The 26,147-nt window shown below is 48.2% G+C and carries 26 protein-coding genes, 1 rRNA gene and 1 other RNA gene; 10 read left to right on the forward strand and 18 right to left on the reverse strand.

Annotated features, from left to right (window positions below):
* The first annotated feature begins 4 nt into the window (after window positions 1-4).
* The 3 genes from rrf to amt all read left to right on the forward strand — a co-directional run bounded on the left by rrf (window position 5) and on the right by amt (window position 5,427).
* A 5S ribosomal RNA gene (gene rrf / locus MAQ5080_RS16440) occupies window positions 5-119 on the forward strand.
* 784 nt (window positions 120-903) lie between these two features.
* Window positions 904-2,169 (forward strand): sodium:proton antiporter NhaD, encoded by a 1,266-nt coding sequence (gene nhaD / locus MAQ5080_RS16445; RefSeq protein ID WP_067213075.1) that lies wholly within the window; start codon window positions 904-906, stop codon window positions 2,167-2,169.
* 189 nt (window positions 2,170-2,358) lie between these two features.
* Window positions 2,359-5,427 (forward strand): ammonium transporter, encoded by a 3,069-nt coding sequence (gene amt / locus MAQ5080_RS16450; protein WP_067213071.1) that lies wholly within the window; start codon window positions 2,359-2,361, stop codon window positions 5,425-5,427.
* Here the strand turns inward: amt and MAQ5080_RS16455 are convergent.
* From MAQ5080_RS16455 to smpB, 16 genes are all read right to left on the reverse strand, one after another.
* On the reverse strand, window positions 5,424-5,798 hold the full coding sequence (locus tag MAQ5080_RS16455) for a Na+/H+ antiporter subunit G (protein ID WP_067213068.1): 375 nt from the start codon (window positions 5,796-5,798) through the stop codon (window positions 5,424-5,426). The genes amt and MAQ5080_RS16455 overlap by 4 nt on opposite strands.
* Before the next feature lie 12 nt (window positions 5,799-5,810).
* On the reverse strand, window positions 5,811-6,080 hold the full coding sequence (locus MAQ5080_RS16460; protein WP_067213065.1) for a K+/H+ antiporter subunit F: 270 nt from the start codon (window positions 6,078-6,080) through the stop codon (window positions 5,811-5,813).
* Window positions 6,074-6,559: a Na+/H+ antiporter subunit E gene (locus tag MAQ5080_RS16465; RefSeq protein WP_067213062.1), complete on the reverse strand. Its 486-nt coding sequence runs from the start codon at window positions 6,557-6,559 to the stop codon at window positions 6,074-6,076. The genes MAQ5080_RS16460 and MAQ5080_RS16465 overlap by 7 nt, the downstream gene beginning before the upstream one ends.
* Window positions 6,559-8,088, reverse strand: a complete 1,530-nt coding sequence (locus MAQ5080_RS16470) for a monovalent cation/H+ antiporter subunit D (RefSeq protein WP_067213058.1) — start codon at window positions 8,086-8,088, stop codon at window positions 6,559-6,561. The genes MAQ5080_RS16465 and MAQ5080_RS16470 overlap by 1 nt, the downstream gene beginning before the upstream one ends.
* Complete coding sequence (locus tag MAQ5080_RS16475; protein WP_067213054.1) at window positions 8,089-8,454, reverse strand: Na+/H+ antiporter subunit C; 366 nt, start codon at window positions 8,452-8,454, stop codon at window positions 8,089-8,091.
* Window positions 8,454-11,252, reverse strand: a complete 2,799-nt coding sequence (locus MAQ5080_RS16480; protein WP_067213051.1) for a monovalent cation/H+ antiporter subunit A — start codon at window positions 11,250-11,252, stop codon at window positions 8,454-8,456. The genes MAQ5080_RS16475 and MAQ5080_RS16480 overlap by 1 nt, the downstream gene beginning before the upstream one ends.
* 260 nt (window positions 11,253-11,512) lie before the next feature.
* Window positions 11,513-12,595: a methyl-accepting chemotaxis protein gene (locus MAQ5080_RS16485; RefSeq protein WP_067213047.1), complete on the reverse strand. Its 1,083-nt coding sequence runs from the start codon at window positions 12,593-12,595 to the stop codon at window positions 11,513-11,515.
* 204 nt (window positions 12,596-12,799) lie between these two features.
* Window positions 12,800-13,411: a Yip1 family protein gene (locus MAQ5080_RS16490; RefSeq protein ID WP_082861160.1), complete on the reverse strand. Its 612-nt coding sequence runs from the start codon at window positions 13,409-13,411 to the stop codon at window positions 12,800-12,802.
* A 201-nt stretch (window positions 13,412-13,612) separates the two neighbouring features.
* The gene (locus MAQ5080_RS16495) at window positions 13,613-14,257 is read right to left on the reverse strand and encodes a hypothetical protein (protein ID WP_067213043.1); all 645 of its coding nucleotides are present in this window, start codon (window positions 14,255-14,257) and stop codon (window positions 13,613-13,615) included.
* 97 nt (window positions 14,258-14,354) lie between these two features.
* Window positions 14,355-14,588 (reverse strand): hypothetical protein, encoded by a 234-nt coding sequence (locus tag MAQ5080_RS16500; RefSeq protein ID WP_067213039.1) that lies wholly within the window; start codon window positions 14,586-14,588, stop codon window positions 14,355-14,357.
* Between the two features lie 20 nt (window positions 14,589-14,608).
* Window positions 14,609-14,746: a hypothetical protein gene (locus MAQ5080_RS17450; RefSeq protein WP_156496601.1), complete on the reverse strand. Its 138-nt coding sequence runs from the start codon at window positions 14,744-14,746 to the stop codon at window positions 14,609-14,611.
* A gap of 337 nt (window positions 14,747-15,083) precedes the next feature.
* Window positions 15,084-15,569: a hypothetical protein gene (locus tag MAQ5080_RS16505; RefSeq protein WP_067213036.1), complete on the reverse strand. Its 486-nt coding sequence runs from the start codon at window positions 15,567-15,569 to the stop codon at window positions 15,084-15,086.
* Between the two features lie 25 nt (window positions 15,570-15,594).
* A complete protein-coding gene (locus tag MAQ5080_RS16510) occupies window positions 15,595-15,756 on the reverse strand; it encodes a S24 family peptidase (RefSeq protein ID WP_156496600.1) in 162 nt (53 codons plus the stop codon).
* A gap of 140 nt (window positions 15,757-15,896) precedes the next feature.
* Window positions 15,897-16,136 (reverse strand): AbrB/MazE/SpoVT family DNA-binding domain-containing protein, encoded by a 240-nt coding sequence (locus tag MAQ5080_RS16515; protein ID WP_067213028.1) that lies wholly within the window; start codon window positions 16,134-16,136, stop codon window positions 15,897-15,899.
* A gap of 142 nt (window positions 16,137-16,278) precedes the next feature.
* Window positions 16,279-16,641, reverse strand: a transfer-messenger RNA (tmRNA) gene (gene ssrA / locus MAQ5080_RS16520).
* Window positions 16,642-16,712: 71 nt separating this feature from the next.
* Window positions 16,713-17,192 carry an SsrA-binding protein SmpB gene (smpB, locus tag MAQ5080_RS16525; RefSeq protein ID WP_067213025.1) on the reverse strand — a complete coding sequence of 160 codons (480 nt, stop codon included), beginning with the start codon at window positions 17,190-17,192 and terminating at the stop codon, window positions 16,713-16,715.
* A 156-nt stretch (window positions 17,193-17,348) separates the two neighbouring features.
* Between smpB and MAQ5080_RS16530 the strand changes: the two genes are divergently transcribed.
* From MAQ5080_RS16530 to MAQ5080_RS16540, 3 genes are read left to right on the forward strand one after another with little or no spacing between them, the layout of a single operon-like run.
* Entirely contained in the window at window positions 17,349-18,707 is a 1,359-nt protein-coding gene (locus tag MAQ5080_RS16530) for a sodium-dependent transporter (RefSeq protein ID WP_067213020.1), read from the forward strand.
* Window position 18,708: 1 nt separating this feature from the next.
* Complete coding sequence (locus MAQ5080_RS16535; RefSeq protein ID WP_082861159.1) at window positions 18,709-19,137, forward strand: type II toxin-antitoxin system RatA family toxin; 429 nt, start codon at window positions 18,709-18,711, stop codon at window positions 19,135-19,137.
* The gene (locus MAQ5080_RS16540; RefSeq protein ID WP_067213016.1) at window positions 19,130-19,423 is read left to right on the forward strand and encodes an RnfH family protein; all 294 of its coding nucleotides are present in this window, start codon (window positions 19,130-19,132) and stop codon (window positions 19,421-19,423) included. Before MAQ5080_RS16535 ends, MAQ5080_RS16540 begins: the two co-directional genes overlap by 8 nt.
* A 1-nt stretch (window position 19,424) precedes the next feature.
* Here MAQ5080_RS16540 and MAQ5080_RS17700 read toward each other — a convergent pair whose 3' ends face one another.
* Entirely contained in the window at window positions 19,425-19,742 is a 318-nt protein-coding gene (locus MAQ5080_RS17700) for an outer membrane protein assembly factor BamE (protein WP_067213013.1), read from the reverse strand.
* A 70-nt stretch (window positions 19,743-19,812) separates the two neighbouring features.
* On the opposite strand from MAQ5080_RS17700, the gene fur reads away from it, so the two are divergent.
* Window positions 19,813-20,223 (forward strand): ferric iron uptake transcriptional regulator, encoded by a 411-nt coding sequence (fur, locus tag MAQ5080_RS16550; protein ID WP_067213011.1) that lies wholly within the window; start codon window positions 19,813-19,815, stop codon window positions 20,221-20,223.
* 18 nt (window positions 20,224-20,241) lie between these two features.
* On the opposite strand, the gene recN is transcribed toward fur, so the two are convergent.
* Window positions 20,242-21,918 carry a DNA repair protein RecN gene (recN, locus tag MAQ5080_RS16555; RefSeq protein ID WP_067213008.1) on the reverse strand — a complete coding sequence of 559 codons (1,677 nt, stop codon included), beginning with the start codon at window positions 21,916-21,918 and terminating at the stop codon, window positions 20,242-20,244.
* A gap of 230 nt (window positions 21,919-22,148) precedes the next feature.
* On the opposite strand from recN, the gene grpE reads away from it, so the two are divergent.
* From grpE to dnaJ, 3 genes are all read left to right on the forward strand, one after another.
* Window positions 22,149-22,715 (forward strand): nucleotide exchange factor GrpE, encoded by a 567-nt coding sequence (gene grpE, locus MAQ5080_RS16560; RefSeq protein ID WP_082861158.1) that lies wholly within the window; start codon window positions 22,149-22,151, stop codon window positions 22,713-22,715.
* Between the two features lie 102 nt (window positions 22,716-22,817).
* The gene (gene dnaK / locus MAQ5080_RS16565) at window positions 22,818-24,734 is read left to right on the forward strand and encodes a molecular chaperone DnaK (RefSeq protein ID WP_067213001.1); all 1,917 of its coding nucleotides are present in this window, start codon (window positions 22,818-22,820) and stop codon (window positions 24,732-24,734) included.
* Between the two features lie 115 nt (window positions 24,735-24,849).
* Window positions 24,850-25,980, forward strand: a complete 1,131-nt coding sequence (gene dnaJ / locus MAQ5080_RS16570; protein ID WP_067212997.1) for a molecular chaperone DnaJ — start codon at window positions 24,850-24,852, stop codon at window positions 25,978-25,980.
* Window positions 25,981-26,147: the final 167 nt, after the last annotated feature.

A 26,147-nucleotide genomic window follows, 5' to 3' on the forward strand; every position in this document is an offset into this window, starting at 1 on the left:
TTTGCTTGACGATCATAGAGGCGTTGAACCACCTGATCCCATCCCGAACTCAGAAGTGAAAAGCGCCATCGCCGATGGTAGTGTGGGAGATCCCATGTGAGAGTAGGTCGTCGTCAAGCTTTTAATTTAAAGAAGCCCTGATAGCTAACGCTGTCAGGGCTTTTTTGCGTTTGGGACATAGGAAAGGTCATCTGGCCCGCCAGAACAGACCCCTTCCCGCGGGAATCGCGGTCCTACAATGCGGTGTTGGCTTTGTAGGACTTCGCTGTGCGAAGGAAATTACTCCGTGATAAAGCTTTTGCTCCCCGAACGAAGTCGGGTCGTACGAGCGGGTCTCTCGAATTACCGTAACCCCATCCTAACCTTCCCCTTAAACAGGGAAGGGACATGAAAGACTGCAGAATTTATTAGCAAAGGGGTCAGATTCCTAAGCAGACCGCAGTAGTTGGAAGCTGATATACGTGCAGGGATCTGACCCCTGAGACACTGTGTTTGTCTATCGGGCTGTCCCCGAGATTTGAAACATTTATGGCTTACCGTCAGCCCTTCACACCTTTTACCACTCATATATCACTCCCGCGCAAGGTTACAAGTGGTCGTTTGAAACACCTGTGTTGATAACCTGCTCAGCGTCCCCTTTAAACCACCTCAAAAATTACGATTTTGATTGGCTTTTGAAGCTTTTGTAAAAGTCTTAATTTAACAGTGTTTCATTTAAGACTTTTATAGATGTCTTTATGCCTATTAGCGGCGATTTTTTAAACGTTATCATTTTGCTAAATAGTCTGTATGTAATTTTTTTTCAAAATCGAGCAGTAAATGAGTAGGCCCTTCTCAGTAGGAGGTATAAAATTTCTGAATCAAACTTTTGGGCTTTTAAATTCACTTTTGAGGTTGTTATACATGTCAGAAATACTGCAAATGGTGCTCGTTGGGCTCGCGGTGATCGCGTTGCTTGGCGTGGTGCTCGAGGATGTCATACACGTCAATAAAGCCAAGGTAACCCTATTCCTAGGGACCTTTTCATGGTTTTTATTGTATGTGTTTCATTCCGACTCCCCTGATGAGTCACAAGCCATAGGGCTTGGTTTTGAGGAAAACGTCTCTGAGATTGCCAGTTTATGGTTGTTCTTGGTGGCGGCGATGACCTTCGTTGCCTATCTCAACAAGAAGGGCATGATCGAAAACGTGATTTTGCTGTTCTTACCCAAGCGGATCAAAGAGCGCTCGTTGCTGTTTTTAACGGCGATTTTCTGTTTTATCTTCTCCTCTTTAGCTGACAACATTACCGCGACCTTGGTATCAGTGACTTTGATTCTGTCGCTGAATCTATCGACGAAAAAGACTGTCCGCTTTGCCACCTTAGTGGTGTTTGCCGTCAACTCGGGCGGGGTGTCCTTGATCACTGGTGATGTGACCACCCTGATGATCTTCTTGGAAGGCAAAGTGCATATCCTAGAGCTGTTGATGCTGTCATTACCGGCGTTCTCCGCGGTGATGGTGCTAGCGCTGTTGCTCAGTCACGGTATGAATGAAACGGTTGAGATCAATATTCGTCACAACGAAGTGCGTTCAGTGGATTTAATGATAGCCGGAGCATTTTTATGCACCATCATTTCGACCATTGCGGCAAACGTTCTGTTTGGTATCCCACCGGTACTGATGTTCTTAATGGGTATGGCTACCATGTTCTTAATTGCCCGCTTCTTTAATGACGATAAAGAAGAGGAACAGTCGATCTTGGAATACATCCGTGTGATCGAGTTTGAAACCTTGCTGTTCTTCTTAGGCATTCTACTCTTGGTGGGAATGCTAAAAGAGATCGAGGTATTGGATTCGATTGTACGTATGTACGAGATTCTGCCACCGTTTGTTGCCAACTTCTTGATGGGCGTTTTATCGGCCATGATTGATAACGTACCGCTTACTGCCGCGCTATTAAAAGCTGGCATCGTGATGAGTGATGCGGATTGGCTCGGGCTCACCTATGCCGTCGGTGTGGGGGGGTCCTTGTTGGTGATCGGTTCGGCTGCAGGGATCGTGGCGATGAGTAAGGTTAATGGGCTCACCTTTGCCTCCTATGCTCGCTACTGTTTGGTCCTATTAATTGTCTACTCATTAGGTTACATCGCTTCGGTAGCCTTGGCGCAGCTGGTTTTAGGCACTTAAACATCATGCAAAACAGGCACTTCGGTGCCTGTTTTCATTTGTGAGGAAATCACAAGGTTGGCCTAACTCTTGTATGGCGTAAAGGTGCTCGGGGGATTTCCGCGCGTTAGGCCAAGCTCACCTTTTTAGCCCACTGTTTAGCGCTTAATTGGTGCGTGCTTTTATCGTATGTATCACTTTGGAGCTTATATGATAGATGTTGTGTGGCTTTTGCTGTCGGCTACGCTGGTTTTTATGATGCAAGCTGGCTTTCTTTGTCTTGAAAGTGGTCGTATACGCAGTAAAAACAGCATCAATGTCGCGGCTAAAAATATTTCTGATTTTATTCTCTCATCCGCTGTTTTTAACTTAGTCGGCTTTGGTTTGATGTTCGGTGCCTCCTATCAGGGCATGCTCGGTACTTCCGAATTTCTGTTTGGTGATCAAGCCTCCTCGACTTCGATTGCCTTCTTTTTATTTCAAATGATGTTTTGTGGCACCGCCGCGACCTTGGTATCAGGGGCGGTCGCGGAGCGTATGACGTTCGTGGGCTACTTGCTGATGACCATTATGCTGAGCGCTTTGATTTATCCGATTGTCGGCCATTGGGCATGGAATGGTGTCTACCAAAGCGACAGTCAGGGTTGGTTGGAAGCATTGGGGTTTGTTGATTTCGCTGGCTCAACGATTGTGCACTCGGTGGGTGGATGGGTAGCGTTGGTGGCGGTCTGGCTGATCGGGCCACGCTTACGCCGCTTCGAGCAGGGGATCTTGTTACCCCAGGGCAGCAACCTTCCGTTATCAGGGCTAGGCTTATTGCTGATCTGGTTAGGCTGGATTGGCTTTAACGGCGGCAGTACCTTGAGCTTCAACAACAGTGTGCCAGCGATATTGTTGAACACCTTTGTTTCGGCAATCTGGGGTGGCATTGGGGCCTCGCTACTGTTTTATGCCCTCCACCGCTATATCAATGTGTCGCAGGTGTTAAATGGCGTGATTGCTGGGCTAGTCGGCATCACCGCTGGCTGTCATGTGGTGTCCGCGTCGGCTTCGATCTTAATCGGTCTGCTCAGTGGCATGATTACCATCGTGGGTTCCCTCTTAATGGAGCGCTGGCGTTTGGATGATGCGCTGGATGTTGTGCCGGCGCATTTGTTCGCTGGGATTTGGGGAACCTTGGCGGTGGCCCTGTTTGGGGATTTAAACGCGCTCGGTACCGGCCTAAGTCGTTGGCAGCAGTTACAGGTTCAACTGCTAGGCATTGTGGCAATAGGTGCCTATTGCCTGCTAGTGGTCTATATCGCCCTGTCTATACTGCGCCAGTTTGTTGCCTTGCGTGTCACCCGCGAGCAAGAAGAGCAGGGGCTGAACATAGCCGAGCATCGGGCCACTACGGAGTTAATCGATTTGCTGACGTCGATGCATTATCAAGAAGATCAGGCGGACTTTTCCAAACATGTGCCAGAGGAGCCGTTTACTGAAGTCGGCCAAATCGCGAAGCAATACAATCAGGTAATTGATCGCGTGCACAAGGAAATCTCCGAGCGGGACCAAGCCTTGTACTGGTTTAAAGAAAGTGAAATGCGCAAATCCGCGATTCTCGATTCATCGATGGACTGTATCGTCACCATCAATGGCAGTGGCCATATTATTGAATACAACCCTGCGGCAGAGCGGACCTTCGGTGTGCTCAAGCGCCAAGTCAAAGGCAAAAGCTTCATCGCCACCTTTGTGCCGCAAGCCGACCGTGAAAGCATTTTAACCAGCTTGGCAACAGGCTTTTCCAGCTCCGGTGGTTGGTTGATTAACCGCCGCAATCACTTTCAACTGCAGCGTGGCGATAATGAACCCTTCCCTGTTGAGATCGCCATTACCAAAGTGGTCAATGACCAGGGCGGCTTTCAGGAGTTCACCTTGCATATCCGTGATATGACACGTCATGTGAAACTGCAACAACGCTTACGTTTTCTCGCCTACAGTGATCCCTTGACCAGTCTCTATAACCGTACCTATATGACGGAACAGCTGGAGCATGCCTTACAGCAAGCTAAGGAATGCCATCAAGCAGTGGCTTTGCTGTTTCTAGACCTGGATAAGTTTAAGATTATCAACGATACCCTGGGTCACAAAGCGGGGGACGAGTTACTTTGTGAGGTGTCCTCGCGGCTCACTGATGTGGTGTTGGAATCCGATATTATTGCCCGCTGGGGTGGGGATGAGTTCTTGATCATGCTGACAGAAGAGGTATCGGTGCAGCGCGCTGAACAGTTGTCACAGAAAATCCTACAGCAAATGCGCGAGCCTGTGCTGTTGGCGGGCAACCCGGTCAAAGTCGGCACCAGTATTGGCATTGCCATGACTGAGCACTTATACGATGTTGAGCAACTGATACAGCAGGCAGATATGGCCATGTATTGGGCCAAACAAAATGGCCGCGATAACGCTAAATTCTTCGAAGCCTTTATGGCCAATGAAGTCTCAAGCCGCTTCCAGTATGAACAGCAAATCAAACAGGCGTTGGCTCAGCAACAATTCCATTTGCTGTATCAACCGCAAATAGACACCTTGTCGCAGTCGGTGATGGGCTTTGAGGCCTTGATTCGTTGGCAACATCCAGACAAAGGCATGATTTCGCCAGTGGAGTTTATTCCCATTGCCGAAGAGTCCAACTTGATCTGTCATATCGGCGATTGGGTACTGCAACAAAGCATCGCCTTATTGTCCGCATGGCAAACAGCCGGTGTGGCTGTGCTGCCGATTGCCGTCAATATTTCCGGTCGACAGTTTGTCGCAGAAGGTTTTATCGACACGATTGCCAGTTTGCTTCAGCAGCATCAAGTCGATGGCAGCCTACTCAAGATAGAAATTACTGAAGGGGTGTTTCTGCACGATATGAGTCAGTGCATTGATATCATGGCTGCGCTCAAAGGGATGGGCGTGGAAATTTCCGTCGACGACTTTGGTACCGGCTATTCATCGCTGCATTATTTAAAAGAGCTGCCACTGGATATTTTGAAAATTGATAAATCCTTTGTCAGCGGTATTGGCGATCAAGCGGAAGGCGATAAGATTTGCGAAGCCATTATTCAGCTGGCGCAGAATCTCGATTTGAAAGTGATTGCGGAAGGGGTGGAAACACAGGAGCAAGCGAATGTCTTAAATGTGCTTGGCTGTCATCTGCATCAAGGCTATTTCTATGATCGGCCGCTGTCGGAAAGCGCTGCCCTGCGGCTGTTGCAGCAAGGGCAGCGGACTGCGCTAGGGACCAGCGTGGTTTAATCGGACTGCTCAGCATCCGCCGCTTTACGGTGACGGATGTTATGCAATAGCGACTGGCCCTTAGTGCGTGGGATGCTTGGGTTTTCGCGATGTAGCGTCGCCTTGGCGATCATATTGGCTGCTACCGGCGCTGTGATCAGCAAGAACAGCGTGATCAAAACTTCTGACACGGAAAAGCTGCCTTGGTTAATCGTCTGATAAATCATGGACGACAACAGCACACCGGTAATACCAAGAGTAGTGGCCTTGGTCGGACCGTGCAGGCGGGTAAACACGTCCGGTAAACGTGCCAAGCCAATCGAGCCAATCAACAAAAAGACACCGCCGACCACCAGCAGAAAGCAGATCAATAGTTCCGTATAAAATGACATATGGCTCTCCTGTTACTCGATGATATCGCCGCGAAGCAAGTACTTACATAAGGCTGAGGTACTGACAAAACCTAGCATGGCTATCAATAGAGCCGCCTCAAAATACAAGCTGGTCTCCATATAGATGCCGTACAGTACCAACAACGCGATGGCGTTAATGTACATGGTGTCTAGGGCCATAATGCGGTCAGACATATGTGGTCCTACTAATAATCGCCATAAGTTCAGGAACAAAGCGATACAAATACAAATAGTGACGAAGAATAACGCCCAGCTTAGCATCCTAAGATCTCCTTAATCGGGCGCTCGTAGCGCTGTTTAATCTCATCAATCAGTTCTTGTTCATTGTCCAAGTGTAACGCGTGTACATACAGCCATTGCTTATCTTCTGATATCTCTACACTGACAGTTCCTGGTGTCAGTGACACCGTGCTGGCCAATACGGTAATGCCGACATCCGAGGTCACATCCAATGGGATCGCCACAAAGGCCGGCTGCAATTTACGTACAGGCCCTAGTACCAATAGCGCTACTTGCATGTTGGCCACCAAAATATCTTTCAACACCAGCAACAAATAACGGAACGCCAGCCAAGGTTTGCGGATCTTGGGGTGTTCGTCACGCATGCTGTTGACCAGCAAGGGAATGCCAATGGCAAAGAATAGCGCTAATAGAATATGCCCTGGGCTGATGGAGTTATTCATAAACAGCCACACGGAAAACAGCAATAAGCTGTGGGATGGCATAGGTAAAATTCGCATTAGAAGCCTCCGTCAGCCAATGGGCTAGTTAACAATGCATCCACTGATAAGCTTGGGTCATGTAGGAATACCGCCGCATCGATCGTCAATTCAGAGATAGGGCCACCAAATAAGGCGAGCAAAGGCGATGCGCCTAGCAGCAGCACAATGCCTAGCCATTCCCCTAGGTGAATGGTTTGTTTTTCATCAGAGGCTTGCTTGCTGGACGAGTGGCGCCAGAACAAGGTGGTACCGGCACGGGACAAGGCAATCAAGGCACCTAAGCTGCTCAGTAGCAGAATAGGCCACACCCAAAGTTGCTCGGCGGTGGAATGCGCTGCTTGCAAGATCATTACCTTACCTAAGAAACCGGAAAACGGCGGCATACCAATCACGGCAATGGCCGCGATCGCAAACAGAATGCCTAAGAAGATCGGGTTATCCATGGTCTTAGCAACGACAAAGCGATCTTCCGCTTTGCCCCGTTGACGGGCAATCATATCCGCTAACAAGAACATGCCGCCGGCGACTAGGGTACTGTGCACCATGTAATACAGTGCCGCACTGGTGGCCGCTTCGTTGCCTAAGGCCGCACACACCATCAAGGTACCGGCTGATAACACCACTAGGTTGGCCGTCAGCAGTTTCAGAGTCGGGCTGGCCAACGCACCAATGGTACCAATGACCACTGTCAACAGTGCCAGTGGCCACAGCCAAGATTGCGCAACATTGGCTAACTCGCCTGCGTCATCGCCAAACACCACACCGTGAATGCGCAAGATGCTGTAGATACCCACCTTGGTCATGACGGCGAAGATGGCGGCCACGGGCGCACTGGCACTTGAGTAGGTTTTTGGTAGCCAGAAGTGCAATGGCAGTAGCGCGGCTTTCATGCCAAACACGACCATTAATAGCAAGGCGCCGATCTTCGCAAGAATGGCGACACTGCCTTCAAGATCGCCAACTTTCTGCGCCATATCTGCGATGTTTAGCGTACCTAATGTGCCGTATAAGATGCCCAAGCCAAACAGGAAGACACTCGAACCGGCGAGGTTCAAGATCACATAATGGGTGGTCGCTTGGGTCTTGTGCTTACCGCCGCCATGAATCAGCAGAGCATACGAGGCAATCAGCAAGACTTCAAAGAACACGAATAGGTTAAACACGTCTCCGGTCAGGAAGGCGCCATTGATACCCATGACTTGGAACATAAACAATGGGTAGAAGTAACCACCGGTACGATCATGATAGCCGGTGGCGTAACAGAGTGCACCGAAGGCTAAGAAGTTGGTTACACACACCATTACGCTCGACATAGGGTCTGCCACCAAGACAATCCCATATGGCGGACGCCAGTCGCCAAGAATGTACTGGGTGACGCCGTCGAACTGTACCGAAGCCACCAAAGCAAAGCCGATGACCACCTGTAACAGCATAGATAGGACGGCTAATAGACGCTGGCGTTTCAGTGTTTTGGAAAACGGTGGCAGCAGTAATAGCGCGCCGCTAAACAGTGGCAACAGAATCGGTAAAATACTTAGATGTTGCATTTAGCGCTGTCCTCCAGACTTCTGACGAACTTGTTCCTTCGTTTGTGGGATACGACCATCGACATGGTCATTACCCAAGTCAGCGCGGGCGCGCATGGCCAAGATCACGGCAAAGGCGGTCATGGCAAAGCCGATCACAATGGCGGTTAACACCAAGGCCTGAGGCAAGGGATCACCGTACTCTTCTGACATACCCAGTACCGCAGCGCCGTCTAATTTCAGACGACCGCTGGCAAATAGAAATAGGTTAACCGCATAAGACAGCAGGGTCAGGCCAACGACCACTGAGAAAGTCCGACCACGTAAGGTTAAGAAAATCCCGCAGGCCGTCATCAAGCCTACGCAAAAAGCATAGATGCCTTCCATTATTCTTCCTCCTCAAAAACAGCACGCTCACTGGTGGTCAACTGACCTAGGTTGGCCAAGATCAACATGGTTGCGCCCACCACCGTTAAATAAACACCAAGATCGAACAGCATGGCGCTGGCCAGCTCAAATTTGCCGATCACTGGTAAGTAGAAATAGTCGAACCACGAAGTCAGGAACGGACGACCAAAGAACCAGCTACCCAGGCCAGTCAGTGCGGCAATACCGATACCCGAGCCAATCATGATTTGGTAGTCCAGTTTCAAACGGTCTTTGATCCAGTCCACCCCGTGTGCCACATACAGCTGAATTACGGCGACCGAAGTAATCAAGCCCGCAATAAAGCCGCCACCAGGCATGTTGTGACCTCGTAGGAAGATGTAAGCTGATACTAATAACGCCAGCGGCAGTAGACTCTGTGACACCACGGCAAGCATGAGTGGGTGACGATCCGATGACCAAGGACGACCTTGTTCGTTACTGGACGGCATGTACAAACGCATACGGGCAATCAGCTTAAAGATACCCAATGCTGCGATTCCCAATACGGTGATCTCGCCTAAGGTATCAAAACCACGGAAGTCCACCAGAATCACGTTAACCACGTTGGTACCACCACCGCCGGTCTTACTGTTTTCGGTAAAGAAGTCCGAGATGGTATCCAGTGGGCGGGTCATCAAGGCATAAATCACCGTACCGACAATACCGCCAATCATCGCCGAGATGCCCAAGTCGCGTACCACGCGACGTGGGCTCGATTCTTTCGGGGTCTTTTGCGGTAAGAAGAACAGCGCCAGCATTAGCAGGATCATGGTGACCACTTCCACCGACAATTGCGTCAATGCTAAGTCTGGGGCAGAGAAACGTACGAACGCTAGAGTGACGATCAAGCCCACCACAGAGACGGTCAACAGCGCCACCATACGACGGCGGTGCCAAATCACGGTAGCCAATGAAGCAATCGACAACAACACCGCACCGGTAATGGATAGCGCATCCAGAGGGATTTCTGGACGGCGGCCCGCAGTGGTGTCTAGGTCCAATAACGGATAGGCACTGACGATAATGGTAAACATGAACAGGAAGTACATGTAGCGTTGTAGCGAACCGTTTTCAAACAAGCCGATAAACCAAGCAGCCTTCGCCACTAGTTGCTGAATCGCACGCTCAAACAAGATTTTAGGGTCATTGCTTGGGAATTGTGCTTGGAACTTAAATAAGTGCTGGCGGTTGTAATACACAAACAAACCACCTAACAAAGCGATCACACTCATCAACAGTGGGATATTAAAGCCGTGCCAAATGGCCAAACTGTATTCCGGTACTGGCGCGTTCAAGGCCGAGAAAGACGCACTGTAGAGCAAATCACCGACGATCCAACCCGGGAAAATACCCACTAACAAACACAGTGCTACTAGGATCTCGACCGGTACACGCATGTAACGCGGTGGTTCATGGGGCGTTTTCGGTAGGTTGATTGGCTCACCATTAAAGAATACGTCGTGTACAAAACGGGTTGAGTAAGCCACCGATAAGACACCCCCTAGGGTAGCCATCACGGGAACCATCCAAGACAAGGAACCAAGGGAATCCTGATGCAGTGTTTCGTTAAAGAACATTTCTTTTGATAAGAAACCGTTCAGTAGCGGCACACCAGCCATGGCTGAGGAAGCCACCATCGCTAAAGTTGCCGTGTACGGCATGTACTTCCACAGACCATTGAGTTGACGCATATCCCGAGAGCCGGACTCATGGTCGATAATGCCCGCCGCCATAAACAACGACGCTTTAAACGTGGCGTGGTTAATAATGTGGAAAATCGCGGCCACCAAGGCAAGGTCAGAGCCCATACCTAATAGCAGTGTAATCAAACCCAAGTGACTGATGGTGGAGTTCGCCAACAAGCCTTTTAAATCGTGTTGGAACAGTGCTAGGTAACCCCCCAATAGGAAGGTGGCAAGGCCTGTCATGCTAACGATCAAGAACCACAAATCGGTACCCGCAAGGGACGGGTAAAAGCGTGCCATCAAGAAGATACCGGCTTTTACCATGGTCGCTGAGTGTAAGTAGGAACTGACAGGTGTCGGCGCCGCCATGGCATTGGGTAGCCAGAAGTGGAATGGAAACTGCGCCGATTTGGTAAAGGCACCCACTAGAATGAGCACCGTAATTACTGGGTAAGCACTGTGTGCTCGGATCAAATCACCACTGTCCAACACGGTTTGCAGATCAAAACTGCCCACCACATTGCCCAGCATCAATAGGCCAGCCAAAAGGAATAAACCGCCCGCGCCAGTAATGGTCAGTGCCATACGCGCGCCTTTACGGGCTTCACTCTTACTGCTCCAGAAGCTGATCAGCAGGAAAGAGCTAATACTGGTCAGCTCCCAAAATACCCAAATCTGGATCAAGTTATCTGACATGACCACGCCAAGCATGGCGAACATAAATAGGATCAAATAACAGAAAAATTTGCCAATATTGTCATTGTTGGACAGATAGTAGCGCGCATAGAGTATGACCAACAGACCGATGCCGAGGATCAGTATGCTAAACAGCAGGGTGAGTCCATCGAGGCGGAATGCGAGGTTTAACCCGAGGCTAGGAACCCAAGCGAGCGAGGTCTGAAAGCGCTGGCCATCGAGTACGGCGGGCGCTAGCTGCAACATTAAGAACAGTGCAATGGCAGGCAATGCAGCCGTTAAAAAAGCACATGCGGTTCGGCTATAGCGTGTACTACATAAGGGGACGAGTGTGCCCAGTAATACTAATAGGGGAATGCATAGTAGAGTATTCAACGGATCTGCTCCTTCATAGCATTTTCAACGGGGTATCAAATGGTCTAATAGAATACCAACCGTTTCCATTTTTTTAGCAGTCATGAACGACATAGTACTGCTTGTTTGACAGTGATTCGTAAGAATAGCGTGATGAGCACATATTTTCTTCAAAAATTAGTTGTAAAAAAGTAACAAAAATAATGTGTTGCACCGCAGCCAAAAAAAAGCGCTGAGGATAAGTCAGCGCTTTATGATAGACCCAATGGGAACCATTAAGTTCAGCTTGATCGGATTTCTTCCAGTAAGGATTCGATGCTAACGACCACTTGTAAACTCGCGGTTTCCATTTTGTCCAAGTAGCTTAGCATTTCTTTAGGGTTTTGTGCTTGTGCTGCCTTCACTGCAGCACGGCCAGATTCGTGCACAGTTTTGTGTGGCGCTTCAATGGCCTTAAAGTTGCGTGATTGCTGATAATGTTTAGCACCGTAGCCTTGGTAGTACCATTTCCCCAAACGGCACTCAGTATGAGCGTTGACCTCAGAGTGGAAATCTTGGTTATCAATACGGCGGTACACTTCATTTTTCCACACCGCGTGATCCAGCTTCACAGTGTCGAGGAAGGATTGTGTTGCGGCTAACTTGATAGCGGCCTGCATGCTCTGTGACGTCTCGATCACGTTCTCGACAATGCTGTCGATTTGGTTCGCTGACGTGGCCACATCTTCCGCACTGGTTTGGTTCTTATCCACCATCTCTTTGATGGCGTGGGTTTGATCCAATACCTTACGTACCAGCTCTTCGACTTGTTCGCTGGCAGAGTGGGTTTTACTGGCAAGGTTACGTACTTCATCGGCTACCACCGCAAAGCCGCGTCCTGCTTCACCGGCGCGGGCGGCCTCAATGGCTGCGTTGAGGGCTAATAAGTTTGTTTGATCTGAAATTTCCTGAATGCTGGAAACCAATTGGCTAATGCCGCTGGCCGTTTTATCCAGAATTTGCGCGGCTTCCATACTCGAGCTGGCTTGCTCATTGATGATGGTGGCGCGTTGGTTGAGGCGTTGCAGGGCCGAACGGGTATCACTGAATAGCGTATCGACTTCTTTTAATTGCTCACGCTCTTGAATCAAGGATTCGGCGTTTTCGGCCAAGCCATGGCGAATCGAGTTGAGCATATCGCCACCGCGTAATTGGTAACTTAGCAGCTCGCCACAGCTGTCGTCCGTTTGCGACATCTGAGCATCGGCTCTGGCCTCAGCTAACTGTGATTCAAGAACCATCATACGCTGCTGATGCTGTTCACGCTCTGATTGTAATTGCTGCTCAAGTTCGCTGATGCGATTTTTATTAGAAGAAAAAAACATTAACCGTGCTCCGCAGTCGCTGAAATGAAGGGCTGACCTTAGTGTGTGGTTCAATTGTGAGCTGATTGCCGGTGAGATAAAAGTTATTTATCGTTACACTGTATAAGATTTGTAACATCTTGCCTTGCATCAAACAAAAGCCTGCCCCAAGTCAAACGCTTGGGGCAGGCTGTCATCTTGATTTAATAGTAAGCGAAATGAGGTCTAGCCAAAGAACGCCCACAGAGGGCTGTGTTCAGACCCCATACTCCATAGGAGTACTACCACGGCCAGTAAAAACTCTAGGATTAATACGCCGATACCAAGCGTACCGGTGGACAAAATGAAACCTTCCTTGTGACTGATCCCTAAGAAGCGAGGTGTGCCTTTGTAAAGTAGGTAGGCGGAATACACCACACCCAAACAAACGGCTAACATACACAACCAAGCAATCGGGTAGATAGCGAACAGGCCACTTAAAAACATTGGCGTTGCGATGTACCCGGCAAAGATAATGCTTTCTGAGCGACTAGGGCGATGTGAGTACTGTCGCGATAGGGCGTGGATCGCAGAACCAACACCTGCCACTGCAAGCAGAATCAATGCATAGAACACTACACCTAAGCCAAGCGCTGTCATGACACTAAGTTTGATCCCTTCCTCTCCGTTTAGTGTCCAGCCAACTTGGGTGGTACCAATAAAACTACTGACAACAGGAATCGCCGCCAAAATCAGTACGTGGTGCGCGTACATGTGGCTAACCGACTCATGCTCCTTATTGATTTCACGCCATTCTCGATCAGGATGGTGTAATAGACCCCATACATGATTAATCATGCTGTCCTCCTCACTTCCGACTTCTGAATTAAGGTTCTTGTGAATGTTTTTATTCGCTTTAAAACACTTTTCACACTGTTCAGTATAGATGGGTACGGAAAAGTGGCGTGGCTGGATGATAACGATTTTTTATATTAATGAAGGCTCTTAGAGAGATGTGTTCTATAAAGAGTCTGGCGAAAACCAGACTCTTCTGCTTGTCTAAGCCTCATCCGAACATTGATAGGCCTCGGGCATTTCGATGCGATAAGGCCGATCCAGCGGTTCTGTGAAGTCGAGCTGAGCAATGGTGCGCGCAATTAAAAACTCATACAGCTTCCAGCGTGAGCAGCTTGGGTGCTCTACAGAGCTGTGGCTGCGCAGGACGACCTCACCAGCGGGGGTGAGGAGCTCCAGATCTAGCACGGCTTCGAGTACCGAGGTCTGAGTGGTTTCATAACCAACCAGATAGGGCATGATGTGGTAGTCGCGATCGCAATAACGACGTCCATCCGTTCCTCTATGACAAACGCTGCCTTGACTGAAACGGTGGTGCTCATAGATCGGCCGTTGCTGCTCGCGGATTTGCGTTTGGCTACTGAGATTGTATTGGGCAATGAAGTCTGCCGCGTCTAAGTGGCTGCCCACCTGTTGTATGCCCTTACTTCGAAAGGCTTCGATGAGCTGATCTAAATAGCGTTTATTGGTCAGCGGGTCTCCTGACGCCGAGGCACGGACTTGGATTCGCGCGTCCTGGCTTATTTGCACATCAGGGTCCACTTGACTGACTTGGCGTCCCACCATCACCACATTTGACGAGCACCCCGTGATAAACACGAAAAGCAGGGCGTAAAACAAGGTTTTCATAGTCTTCTCCCATCAAGCTATCTATTCACGGTAGTTGAATCGCTAGCATGAGAAAAGCGGCTATGGATGAAAGTTCGCGTAAATTACCCCAAGTTGTCTAGGGAAGTGCAGGGGCTTGGCTGCGCTCTACGGCAATGGCGCTGGCGGAGCGATTCAAAGACAGAGCAATGCGCTCAACACTGCCACGAATAAGCTCTATATCATCCTCTGATAAAGCCTGTTGTGGTAGCGAGGCGAGAAAGTGTTGCGCGGCCTGCTGGAACACGGCTGGGCTTTTGCCGTCATAGCAATTCAAAAAGGCATCCGCTAGGGCCCGTTGCAAGCTAACCAAGGCATATCACCCGATTGGGTTTAAAGCTGGGCAATGGCGTAATGCATAAAGCGCTCACACTCGCCTTTGGTTGGGAATGTCTTACGATAAGAGCGGCTACCGTGGCCAGCAAACCGGAAGCGGACTTCGCATCCTGTAGCAATTTTTTGGATACCCATTTTATACTTTCTCTACATTTGCTTGTAAAGCTTCAATAGTATTTAGTCTTTCTGATTTAATTGGGTTTGTACTTATTTCAACCTTATATAAATATTCAAGCTTTATGTTATCTTCGTTGTAATATGTGATAATTAAGAAGTTTATTTCGCTTAGGTCTATATTTGTTTTAATTGTTAATGTTGTAGTTTCACCGCTTTTTATGTTTTGTGGATTGGTAGAAGCTATAGGTGTTAAATCTTTTGTTTCTTTTATAGCTTTTAAAATTGCCGATTTTGATTCTTTTCCTGAGTTATGGATGTATAGATTTAGGGTGTTGGTTTCAGCGAACCCGTTTACTCATTCTTTGAGAGAACTATTTTTTCTCAATCTGGTGTATGAAATAGGATCTCCAGATATAATTGTTGAAATTGATGGCTGTATAAATATTGAGTTTTTTGATTTTCGAACATGACTCTCTTTTTGTTCAAGTAATATATTCTGCTCAACTAGGGCTGATGTCTGTTTTTCGAATTTATTCACAGATTTTATATATTCTTTTAGCTGAAGTTCTTGTGTGTCTCGGCTTAACTTTAGTTCTTTGTTCTGTATGATGTATCCATAAATAAGCCAACCAAAAGCTAAGGGGCTGAAAACTCCAGCTAGATAATCTCCAATCTCATTTAAACCTAAGGTTTTAGTGCCTTCTGCATATCTAAAATTGATTAGCAAAATTAATACAGCGCCAAATGACCAAACTGCAGATAGAGCGAATGCAATAGAAAGACCCAAATTACTCTTAATGGCTTTACATGATTTCCATGTGCAAATGTTTAATTTTCTCATTAGCTTCTCCATGCTAATAGTTGCTCTAAATCATCAGATGACCAGACCAGATAACGCGGCCTATGATCTTTATTGTGTTGAGGTCTGTTGATGCGATCACCACAGTTCCATTGAGTTGCTTTTGTACTCGTTTAACAAATAGTTCGCCGTCGTAGTTGATGGCATATATCCCGCCGTCATTGGTCATAGTGTCCATATCCTTATTAATCTTTAAGCCAACATTTGCAAAAGCGTATCGTGCCATTCTTCTAAGTCGATTGTACCAAGCTGTGATTTAAGGCGCTTTTTATCCACAGTTTGAGTTTTGCTATTGACTGTCGACCGGTCTTACCAATCCCAATCTTGTAACTCTGAGTGAGTGTAACGCAGAGTGTTGAGCGCCTCGTCATCTTTCTTGATGTTGTAGGAATCAAACCAACCTTGGCGCAGCTTTTTCTTAGGGGTTAAAACCAAGCTGCCATGTTTAATGTTGATCTCTACATCATCTTCGATCTGCAATGATTTGATTATGTGATCGGGGATGATGACAAGATGTTCATTGTTGATTTTCCGAATTGATGTGCGCATGGCAACCTCAAACTTAGTCAAATATTAAACAAGTGTGGGGTAACTTTTACGGAGTTGCAATTGATACGGAAAGACGGGTGTTGGCTATTTTTAGCAGGCACAAAAAAGGCCGCTTATTGCTAAGCGGCCTTTTTTAGACGTCTGGTGGAGATGGGGGGAGTCGAACCCCCGTCCGCCAGTCCTCTGCCATCGGATCTACATGTTTAGTCACTTCTACTTTTTGACTGTTTACCGCCCGAAGGACAGGGTGTAACCAGCGAGCCTGTTTGATCTTAGATCCTTATCCCCAGGCAGGGCATCGGATAGCATCTCGTAATTTATGATACTGCGGAATCCCGGGCTACAAGCAACCTGGGGGCAGCACACTAGCAGGTTATTAAGCTGCTAGAGCGTAGTTTTCGTCGTTTGCGACTATATAATTGATACATGTGGATTTACGAGATCACGTATCACTCTCGACATGCACCTCAGGTTTTGTAACCGGCGTCGAAACCATGTCATCCCCGAAGTTGAGGCCATTCTAACCAATCCTTATGGATTACGCTAGTCGGTCGCTCTGTTTCCACAGTGTGGATGTTAAACTTTTGATTTCATTAGGCGTTCTTTATCACGTGCCCAATCGCGTTCTTTCGCGGTATCACGCTTGTCGTGGTCTTTTTTACCCGTTACCAAGGCGATCTCACATTTTACTTTGTTACCTTTCCAGTATAGCGCCATCGCAGCACAAGTTTTACCTTTTTGCTCGATGGTCTGGATAATACGATCCAGTTCGCGACGGTTAAGCAGCAGTTTGCGTTGGCGCGTAGGTTCACACACAACATGTGTTGAGGCGCTCATCAGCGGCGTAATGCGTGCGCCAATTAGGTAAGCTTCGTTTTGATGGATGATGACGTAGCTGTCCACCAACTGTGCTTTGCCTTCACGAAGACTTTTGACTTCCCAGCCAGTCAGCGCAACACCGGCTTCAAATTTCTGGTCAACAAAGTAATCGTGGCGCGCGCGTTTGTTTAAGGCAATCGTGCCGGAACTGTTTGGTTTTTTCTTTGCTTTACTCATAGGTAAAAATTATACGGTCGATAGGGCGAAAATCCTATGCTTTTCTTGAGGTATGCGCCCTAATATAAGAAAATTCGGAACTTTAAGTAAATTCGGTGCAGGCAGCTGTTTTGCTGTATGTTTTAAATTCGCTTAACTCATTAGAGAGCTTAATGTATGCCCGAGAGTCGCTGTTTACAAGGGATTTGGTCAAGCCCTTGGATATTTATTTGTGCTGCCACAGGTTCAGCTATTGGCTTGGGAAATATGTGGAAGTTCCCGTACATGTTGGGGTCCAACGGTGGCGGTGCCTTTCTGCTGATCTACTTCCTCTGTTTGGTGTTGGTTGGATTGCCTGTGTTGATGGCCGAAGTGGCGCTGGGGCGAACGGTACGCTCCAACCCAATTGATACGGTCAATGATTTAGCCGAGCGTCATGTGGTGTCCAAATTTTGGGTGGCGGTGCCATATTTGTCAGGCATCACAGCCCTGCTGATTTTGACCTATTACAGTGTGATCGGTGGTTGGGCCTTTGCGTACTCACGGCACTCGGTCATGGGTGAGTTAAGCGGCTTGGATAAAATGCAGTCGGAAGGCTTATTTCAGAGTCTGTTGAATGCACCGGTAGAGATGATTTTCTGGCATACCATTTTTATGGTGTTCGCGGTCATTGTGGTTGGGCAATCCGTGACCCGTGGCTTGTCCAGCGTGGTGCAGCTGCTGATCCCTTCCTTGTTGGTCGTTATGTTGGGGCTGGCGATTTATGCCCTCACGGTGGGAAACAGTGCTGATGCCTTAAGCTTTATGTTTCGTTTCGATTGGCAGCAGGTGACCTTTGAAGTGGCGTTATCTGCCATCGGTCATGCTTTGTTTAGTTTGGGCGCAGGGCTTGGCGCTTTGTTTGCTTACGCGGCGTATATGAGTAAGCGCATGTCCATTGCCAAGGCCTGTACCATTGTTGTGGGCTTGGACTTGTTAGTGTCGATTTTGGTGGCGCTGATCATCTTCCCACTGATGTTTGCCTTCGGCATTGATACCGACTCCGGCCCAAGTCTGACCTTTGTCACCTTGCCGATTATTTTTGATGTGCTGCCTGGTGGGCAGGTGATTGGACCAGTGTTCTTTGTACTGCTGGTACTGGTGGCGCTGACGTCCGCCATCGCCATGATGGAGCTATTTGTCTCTTGGTTGCATGAACGCTTCTATATTGGTCGTTTAAAAGCAGCCTTTCGTTTGGGACTTGGCGTATGGTTTTTCGGTATTGGGATCGTGCTGTCGTTTAACCATTGGGATGCCAAAATTCTGTTTGGTATGAACCTGTTTGAGTTAGTCGATAATGTGACATCCTTCATTATGCTGCCGATCGCTGCGGTGGCGTTGTCTGTTTTGGTGGCTTGGGTTCTGCCTGAGCCGATGTTGAAGAACGAGTTGATTGTGAAGACCCCCAGCCATTTTCGCTGGTGGTACCTTACGCTGAAATACGTCAGCATCCCTGCCACGGTGTTGATCACTGTCGCTGGATGGATAGGAGTTTAGTTTGAGTCATATTCAGAAGTTTGCTCATGTGAACTATAGTCAAAAACAGATGTACGACTTAGTAAACGATTTTGAGCAATATCCTGCTTTTTTACCGGGCTGTTTAGGCGCTCGTACTTTATCTCGTACGGATCGTGAGATTGTGGCGACATTGGATGTGGGCAAGGGGCCAGTGCATCAGTCTTTTACCACCCGTAATGTGCTTACTGAGCCAAGCCGAGTGGAAATGAACTTGGTGCAAGGGCCGTTTAAAAAGCTACACGGTGTGTGGACGTTCGAGCCATTGTCGGAAACAACGTGTAAAATCGCTTTAAGTATCGATTTTGAGTTAAGTGGTATGCTCAAATTCGCCTTTGGCGGCGTGTTTGGCCAAGTGGCCAACGCGATGGTTGAAGCCTTTAGTGAACGAGCGAAAGTAGTGTATGGCTAAGATTCGAGTAGAGGTGGCCTATGCGCTGCCAGAAAAACAAAAGATTGTTGCATTGGATGTCGACGAAGGCTGTACCGTGATGGAAGCCGTGCGTCTGTCGAATATTGATGCGTTTTTTCCAGACTTGGATTTAAGCAATCCTAAGTTGGGTATTTTTGGTAAGGCGGTTCGTAAACCTGAAGAGCAAGCATTGCGTGCCGGTGAGCGAGTGGAGATTTACCGAGAGTTAAAAGTTGACCCGAAACAAGCTCGGGCCAACCGCGCTGCAAAAGCCGACAAAGAATAACTTACTTCTGCTGAATATCTTGTAGGACACCATTTTGGAAGGTCAGGACAAGATGCTTCACTTCACTCGCTTGGTTTTCTTGCTGAGTGTATAGGCTAGTGAACAAGTAATGCCATTGGTTGGATTTGAACGTACTTTGTACCATAGGCGTACCCAGTACGAACATGACTTGAGATTCGGTCATGCCAAGTTGGAGTTGTTGTACTTGTTCTGTTTTAATGACGTTGCCTTGTTCAACAGTCGGCTTATAAGGTGAAGGGAGCAGACTACACGCGCTAAGTGTGAACAGTGTAGAGAGTAGGAGAATCGTTTTTTTCATTGGTCTTATCCTATGTTGGTTAGGTCAATGATAAAGTAATTATTAACGAGATCGAAATAGAGAATGACTCATGAGCAGTGAAAATCAAGAACTTAAAAAAGCTGGACTGAAAGTAACACTTCCACGTGTGAAAATCTTACAGATTCTAGAAAATGCTGGCGATCACCACATGAGCGCAGATGATGTATACCGCACACTGTTAGATCAAGGCGAAGACGTAGGTCTGGCCACGGTATACCGTGTATTGACGCAATTTGAAACTGCAGGTTTGGTTTCTCGTCACCACTTTGAAGCAGGCACAGCGGTATTTGAGCTAGCGAAAGGTGAGCATCACGACCACATGATTTGTCTAGAGACGGGCAAGGTAATTGAGTTTGTGGACGACGTGATTGAGCAGCGTCAGCATCAGATTGCTGAAGAGCATGGCTACGACATCGAAGATCACAACCTGATCATCTACGTTCGTCCAAAGAAGAGCTAAACCACTTCAGTAGCCAGGCTACTGAAGTTGGACATTGCCGAGCATCTCTTGCGCATGAGCAAGGGTTTGTTCGGTAAGTTCGATCCCACCTAATAAACGTGCGATTTCTTGCGTACGGTTGGTTTGCGCCAACGATTCCACTTTCGATACCGTGGCTTCATTTAACACTTCCTTGCTGACGCGGAAGTGCTGATGGCCTTGCGCTGCTACTTGGGCCAAGTGCGTGACACAAAATACCTGGCCACGATTGCCGACCGCGCGCAACATGCGACCGACCACTTCGGCGGTGCCACCACTGATACCCACATCCACTTCGTCAAACACCAATGTTGGGATCACAGACGTATGGGCGGTGACTACCTGAATCCCCAAACTGATACGTGATAATTCACCCCCCGAGGCTACTTTGCGCAGCGGCTGCGCTGGCTGACCAGGGTTGGAGGCGATCATGTACTCGATTTCTTCATAGCCATTGGCGCTGATTTGCTCGAGCGGATCGCAGTGAATGTAGAAGCGTGCATGGGGCATGCCTAAGCCATGAATTTGTTCTTCGACACGTTGCGCTAGCTGTTCTTTGGCGTGCATGCGTTTCTCTGTTAGTAGAGTCGCGCTAGTGGTGAGCTGCTGGTAAGCCTTTTCCTCTTTTAACTTCAACGCTTCCAGGCTTTCTTCGCCGCCGGATAGGTTGTTTAACTCAGCTTCCACATCTTTGCGCAAGGGGATGAGGCCTTCCGGTAAAACCTTGTGCTTACGGGCGGTATCGTAAATATCGCTTAAGCGCTGCTCCACATCCTGTAGGCGACCTGGATCCTGCTCCAGAGTGTCTTGGTAATGATTTAAGCTAGCGGACGCTTCTTCGGCTTGAATCAGTGCCTGGTTCATCATTTCCAGTGCATTTTCCAGTTCTTTGGTCGGCGGATGAATGGCGCTGGCTTGCTGAATCGCTTGATGTAATAACGAGCAAACGTTGCCTTCGTCACTGTCACGCAGAATGCCACTGGCGGCGTACGCTTTGTATTGCGCGTCGGCGATGTTGGATAGAAACGCCTGTTCCTTTTCTAGGGATTCTAGCTCATCCGCTTTCAAATCTAGCTGGGCCAGCTCTTCGGCTTGATAAGACAGTAGCTGAACCTTGGCTTCCAGTTCCGCACTGCGGTTTTGCTTGGCGTGTAATTCTTCCTTGAGCTTGCGCCAAGCGTTGTATTCTTCGCGCACTTGGCGGGTGAGGTCGGTCAGTTGGCCGTACTCATCTAATTGTTGGCGTTGAGCGCTGCGTTTTAACAGGGATTGGTGTTCGTGTTGACCATGAATGTCGACTAGGAAACTGCCTGCTTCCTTTAAATCGGCCAAAGTACAAGGGCGACCATTAATGTAGGCCTTAGAACGACCTTCTTTACTGATCACGCGGCGCAGGATGCATAAGCTTTCGCTTTCGTTCTCAAGGTCGCGTTCTTCTAACCAGTGTTGCACCGCGGGGTAAGCGCTGATCTCAAAGGTCGCGCTGATGTCGGCTTTCTTTTCCCCGTGGCGTACCACACCGGCATCGGTGCGCCCGCCAAGACACAAGGAGAGGGCGTCAACCATGATGGATTTACCGGCACCGGTTTCACCGGAAATGGCGGTCATCCCCGGTTTCAGTTCTAGGTCGAGGCTTTCAACGATCGCGAAGTTTGAGATAGCAATACTGGTTAGCATGATCTGCTCCTGATAAAGCAAACAAAGGTATGGTTATTTATACAGTATCTTATATGTGTATTTATACAGTATCTTATATGTGTATTTATACAGTATATGTTTGAATTTTGACAAGTGCCCGAAAAAGAAATTATTTGCGCACTTTTAATGGGGATTAGGTGTTGAAAGGTAAAAAGGCGTCCCCATATATCGCTCACAGACAGGTTACTTTCTGTTATTTGGAGATGAAAATGAGTGATCAAACAAACAAAGCACAGCAAGAAGTCGAGCAAGAAGAATTGCTAAATGAAGCTGATGCAGCCATTGCTGAAGAAGTCCTAGAAGGTCTGGCTGACGAAGCAGCAGATGAACTAGTGAAAGCACGAGAAGAAGCAGCACAATACAAAGAAGTTGCGTTGCGCGCTCAAGCTGAAACACAGAACATTCGTCGCCGTGCTGAACAAGATGTAGAGAAAGCTCACAAGTTTGCCTTGGAGAAGTTTGCGAAATCCGTGATTACGGTGGCTGACAATCTAGAGCGTGCGCTTTCTTCTGCAGCAGAAGGTTCTGAGAATGATCCGATGCGCGAAGGTGTCGAGTTGACGTACCGCGACCTAGTCGAAACGCTAGCACGTTTTGAAGTGGTGGCTGTGGATCCAGCGGGCGAACCGTTCAACCCAGAGTTGCATCAAGCAATGACCATGGTGCCAAATCCAAACTTGGAACCAAACACCGTGATGGACGTTGTACAGAAAGGTTACACCCTAAATGGCCGCTTGTTGCGCCCAGCGATGGTAGTGGTTTCAAGCGCCGCCTAAAAAACTGTCATTTTTTTGACAGTGAGAGCTTGAAATACAAATTGCCGTACCCAAATACAGAATTATCGAAACGAACAAAGAATTTTTACTGGAGATAAAACCATGGGCAAAATCATTGGTATTGACTTAGGTACAACCAACTCTTGTGTTGCTGTCCTGGACGGTGACAAATCTCGCGTAATTGAAAACGCAGAGGGCGATCGCACTACCCCATCTATCGTGGCATTCACAGAAGACGGTGAAACACTGGTAGGGCAGTCTGCGAAGCGCCAAGCAGTAACTAACCCAACGAACACGCTATTCGCTGTTAAGCGTTTGATCGGTCGTCGCTTTAAAGATGATGTTGTACAAAAAGACATCTCAATGGTGCCTTACAAGATCCTTGAAGCGGACAATGGTGACGCTTGGGTAGAAGTGAAAGGCGATAAGAAAGCGCCACCACAAATCTCTGCTGAAGTTCTGAAGAAAATGAAGAAAACAGCGGAAGACTACCTAGGTGAGAAAATCACTGAAGCGGTAATTACTGTACCTGCTTACTTCAACGACTCTCAGCGTCAAGCAACGAAAGACGCGGGTAAAATCGCGGGTCTTGAAGTTAAACGTATTATCAACGAGCCAACAGCTGCGGCACTAGCCTACGGTCTAGACAAAGCATCTGGCGACTCTACTGTAGCGGTATACGACCTTGGTGGTGGTACATTCGATATCTCTATCATCGAAATCGCTGACGTAGATGGCGAGAAACAATTCGAAGTACTGTCTACTAACGGTGATACGTTCCTAGGTGGTGAAGACTTCGATATGCGCGTGATCGAATTCTTGGCAGCAGAGTTCAAGAAAGAGACTGGTATCGATCTACACAACGATCCACTAGCGCTACAACGTCTAAAAGAAGCCGGTGAGAAAGCGAAGGTTGAGCTATCTTCTTCTTCACAAACAGAAGTTAACCTACCTTACATCACAGCTGACGCAACAGGTCCTAAGCACCTTAACGTTAAACTGACTCGCTCTAAGCTTGAGTCATTGGTAGAAGATCTAGTGGCTAAGTCGCTAGAGCCTTGCCGCCAAGCGTTGAAAGATGCGGAACTATCTGGTGCAGACATCGACGAAGTTATCCTTGTTGGTGGTCAGACTCGTATGCCACTGGTACAAGCGAAAGTAACTGAATTCTTCGGTAAGTCACCTCGTAAAGATGTGAACCCAGACGAAGCGGTTGCGATCGGTGCTTCTATCCAAGGTGCGGTACTAGCAGGTGATGTGAAAGACGTTCTACTACTAGACGTAACACCTCTGTCTCTAGGTATCGAGACAATGGGTGGTGTGATGACTGCTCTGATCGAGAAAAACACGACGATTCCAACGAAGAAGTCGCAAGTATTCTCAACAGCAGAAGACAATCAGAACGCTGTGACGATCCACGCCCTACAAGGTGAGCGTAAGCAAGCGTCTCAGAATAAGTCTCTAGGTCGTTTCGACTTGGCTGACATTCCACCAGCGCCACGCGGTGTGCCGCAAATCGAAGTAAGCTTCGATATCGATGCCAACGGTATCTTGAGCGTCTCTGCGAAAGACAAAGCGACTGGTAAAGAACAGTCTATCGTGATCAAAGCCTCTTCTGGCCTAAGCGATGAAGAAGTAGAACAAATGGTTCAGGACGCGGAAGCGAATGCTGAAGAAGACCGTAAGTTCGAAGAGCTTGTACAAGCTCGTAACACTGCGGACGGCATGATCCACGCGACTCGTAAAACTTTGACTGACGCAGGCGACAAAGCGACTGAGGAAGAAAAAGAAGCGATCGAGAAAGCGATCACTGACCTAGAAGCAGCGCTAGAGTCTAACGATAAAGATCAGATCGAAGAGAAAACCAATGCGTTGACTCAAGCGTCTGGTTCACTAGCGCAGAAACTGTACGAGCAAGCAGATGCTGCTGAAGCTCAAGCAGGTGAACAAGCTTCTGGTGGCAAACAAGACGACGCAGTTGATGCTGAGTTTGAAGAAGTAAAAGACGACAAAAAATAAGCCTAGCGCTTAGTTAAGTCGTCGTCCCTAGGGACTTATGCAAAACACGGGACGTTACCGTGTTTTGCTGTATCTAGGGATTTGAATTCACTCTACATATTCAGGAACACCTGCAATGAGTAAACGTGACTATTATGAAGTGCTTGGTGTCAGCCGAGATGCGGATAAAAAGGACATTAAAAAAGCCTACCGCTCGCTAGCCAACAAGTACCATCCGGATAAGAACCCGGATAATCCAGAAGCACTGGATAAATTTAAAGAGATCGCTGAGGCTTACGAAGTTCTGTCTTCTGAAGATAAGCGTGCTGCTTACGACCGCTTCGGTCATGAAGGTGTCAGTGGCCAAGGTGGTCACGGTGGCTTCGGTGGTGGCGCTGGCGGTTTCAGTGACATCTTCGGTGATGTATTTGGTGACATCTTCGGCGGTGGTGGCGGTGGCGGTCAAAGCCGTACCCGTCGTGGTTCGGACTTACGTTACACCCTTGAACTGGACCTAGAGCAGGCGGTTTGGGGCTGTGAAGAGAAGATCCGTATCCCAACGGCTGTCGAATGTGATAAGTGTGAAGGCTCGGGTGCCAAACCTGGGACTAAGCCTACGACTTGTCCAACGTGTAACGGTGCTGGCCAAGTGCGTATGTCACAGGGCTTCTTCTCGGTACAACAGACGTGTCCTCAGTGTCACGGTCAAGGCCAGATCATTTCTGATCCTTGTACGTCTTGTCACGGCCAAGGCCGTAAGCAAGAGTACAAAACGCTTAACGTTAAGATTCCTGCAGGCGTGGACACGGGTGACCGTATTCGTCTTACAGGCGAAGGCGAAGCTGGCACCTTCGGTGGACCTCCAGGCGACTTGTTTGTACAGGTATCGGTGAAGCCGCATGCTATCTTTGAGCGTGATGGTGCTAACCTTTACTGTGAAGTACCGATTAGCTTTGCCACCGCTGCATTGGGTGGCGAAATTGATGTGCCGACACTGGATGGCCGTGTGCGTCTGAAAGTGACTGAGGAATGTCAGACAGGCAAGCTTTTCCGTCTGCGTAACAAAGGTGTTAAGCCGGTTCGTGGCGGCCCAGTGGGTGATCTGATCTGTAAAGTTGTGGTGGAAACACCGGTCAACCTAACGGAGCGTCAAAAAGAACTGTTCAAAGAATTGGCCGATAGCATGGGTGAAAATTCTGAGCATTCACCCAAGCAAAAAAGCTGGTTTGATGGCGTAAAGCGTTTTTTTGAAGACATCAAAAAGTAAGCGCTGACGTTGCTTGAAACATCAAAAAGGAGCCATTAGGCTAATGCTGTTCACTTAAGCGAAACAGCATTACGAGATACCGGATATCTTGTCTTTGATTGCTTTACCATGCGGGGCCTATTAGGCCTCGCTTTCTTTTGTTCCAAAAACAAATTACATATCCCTGA

The organism is Marinomonas aquimarina, assembly GCF_900089755.1.
Taxonomy (GTDB): Bacteria; Pseudomonadota; Gammaproteobacteria; order Pseudomonadales; family Marinomonadaceae; genus Marinomonas; species Marinomonas aquimarina.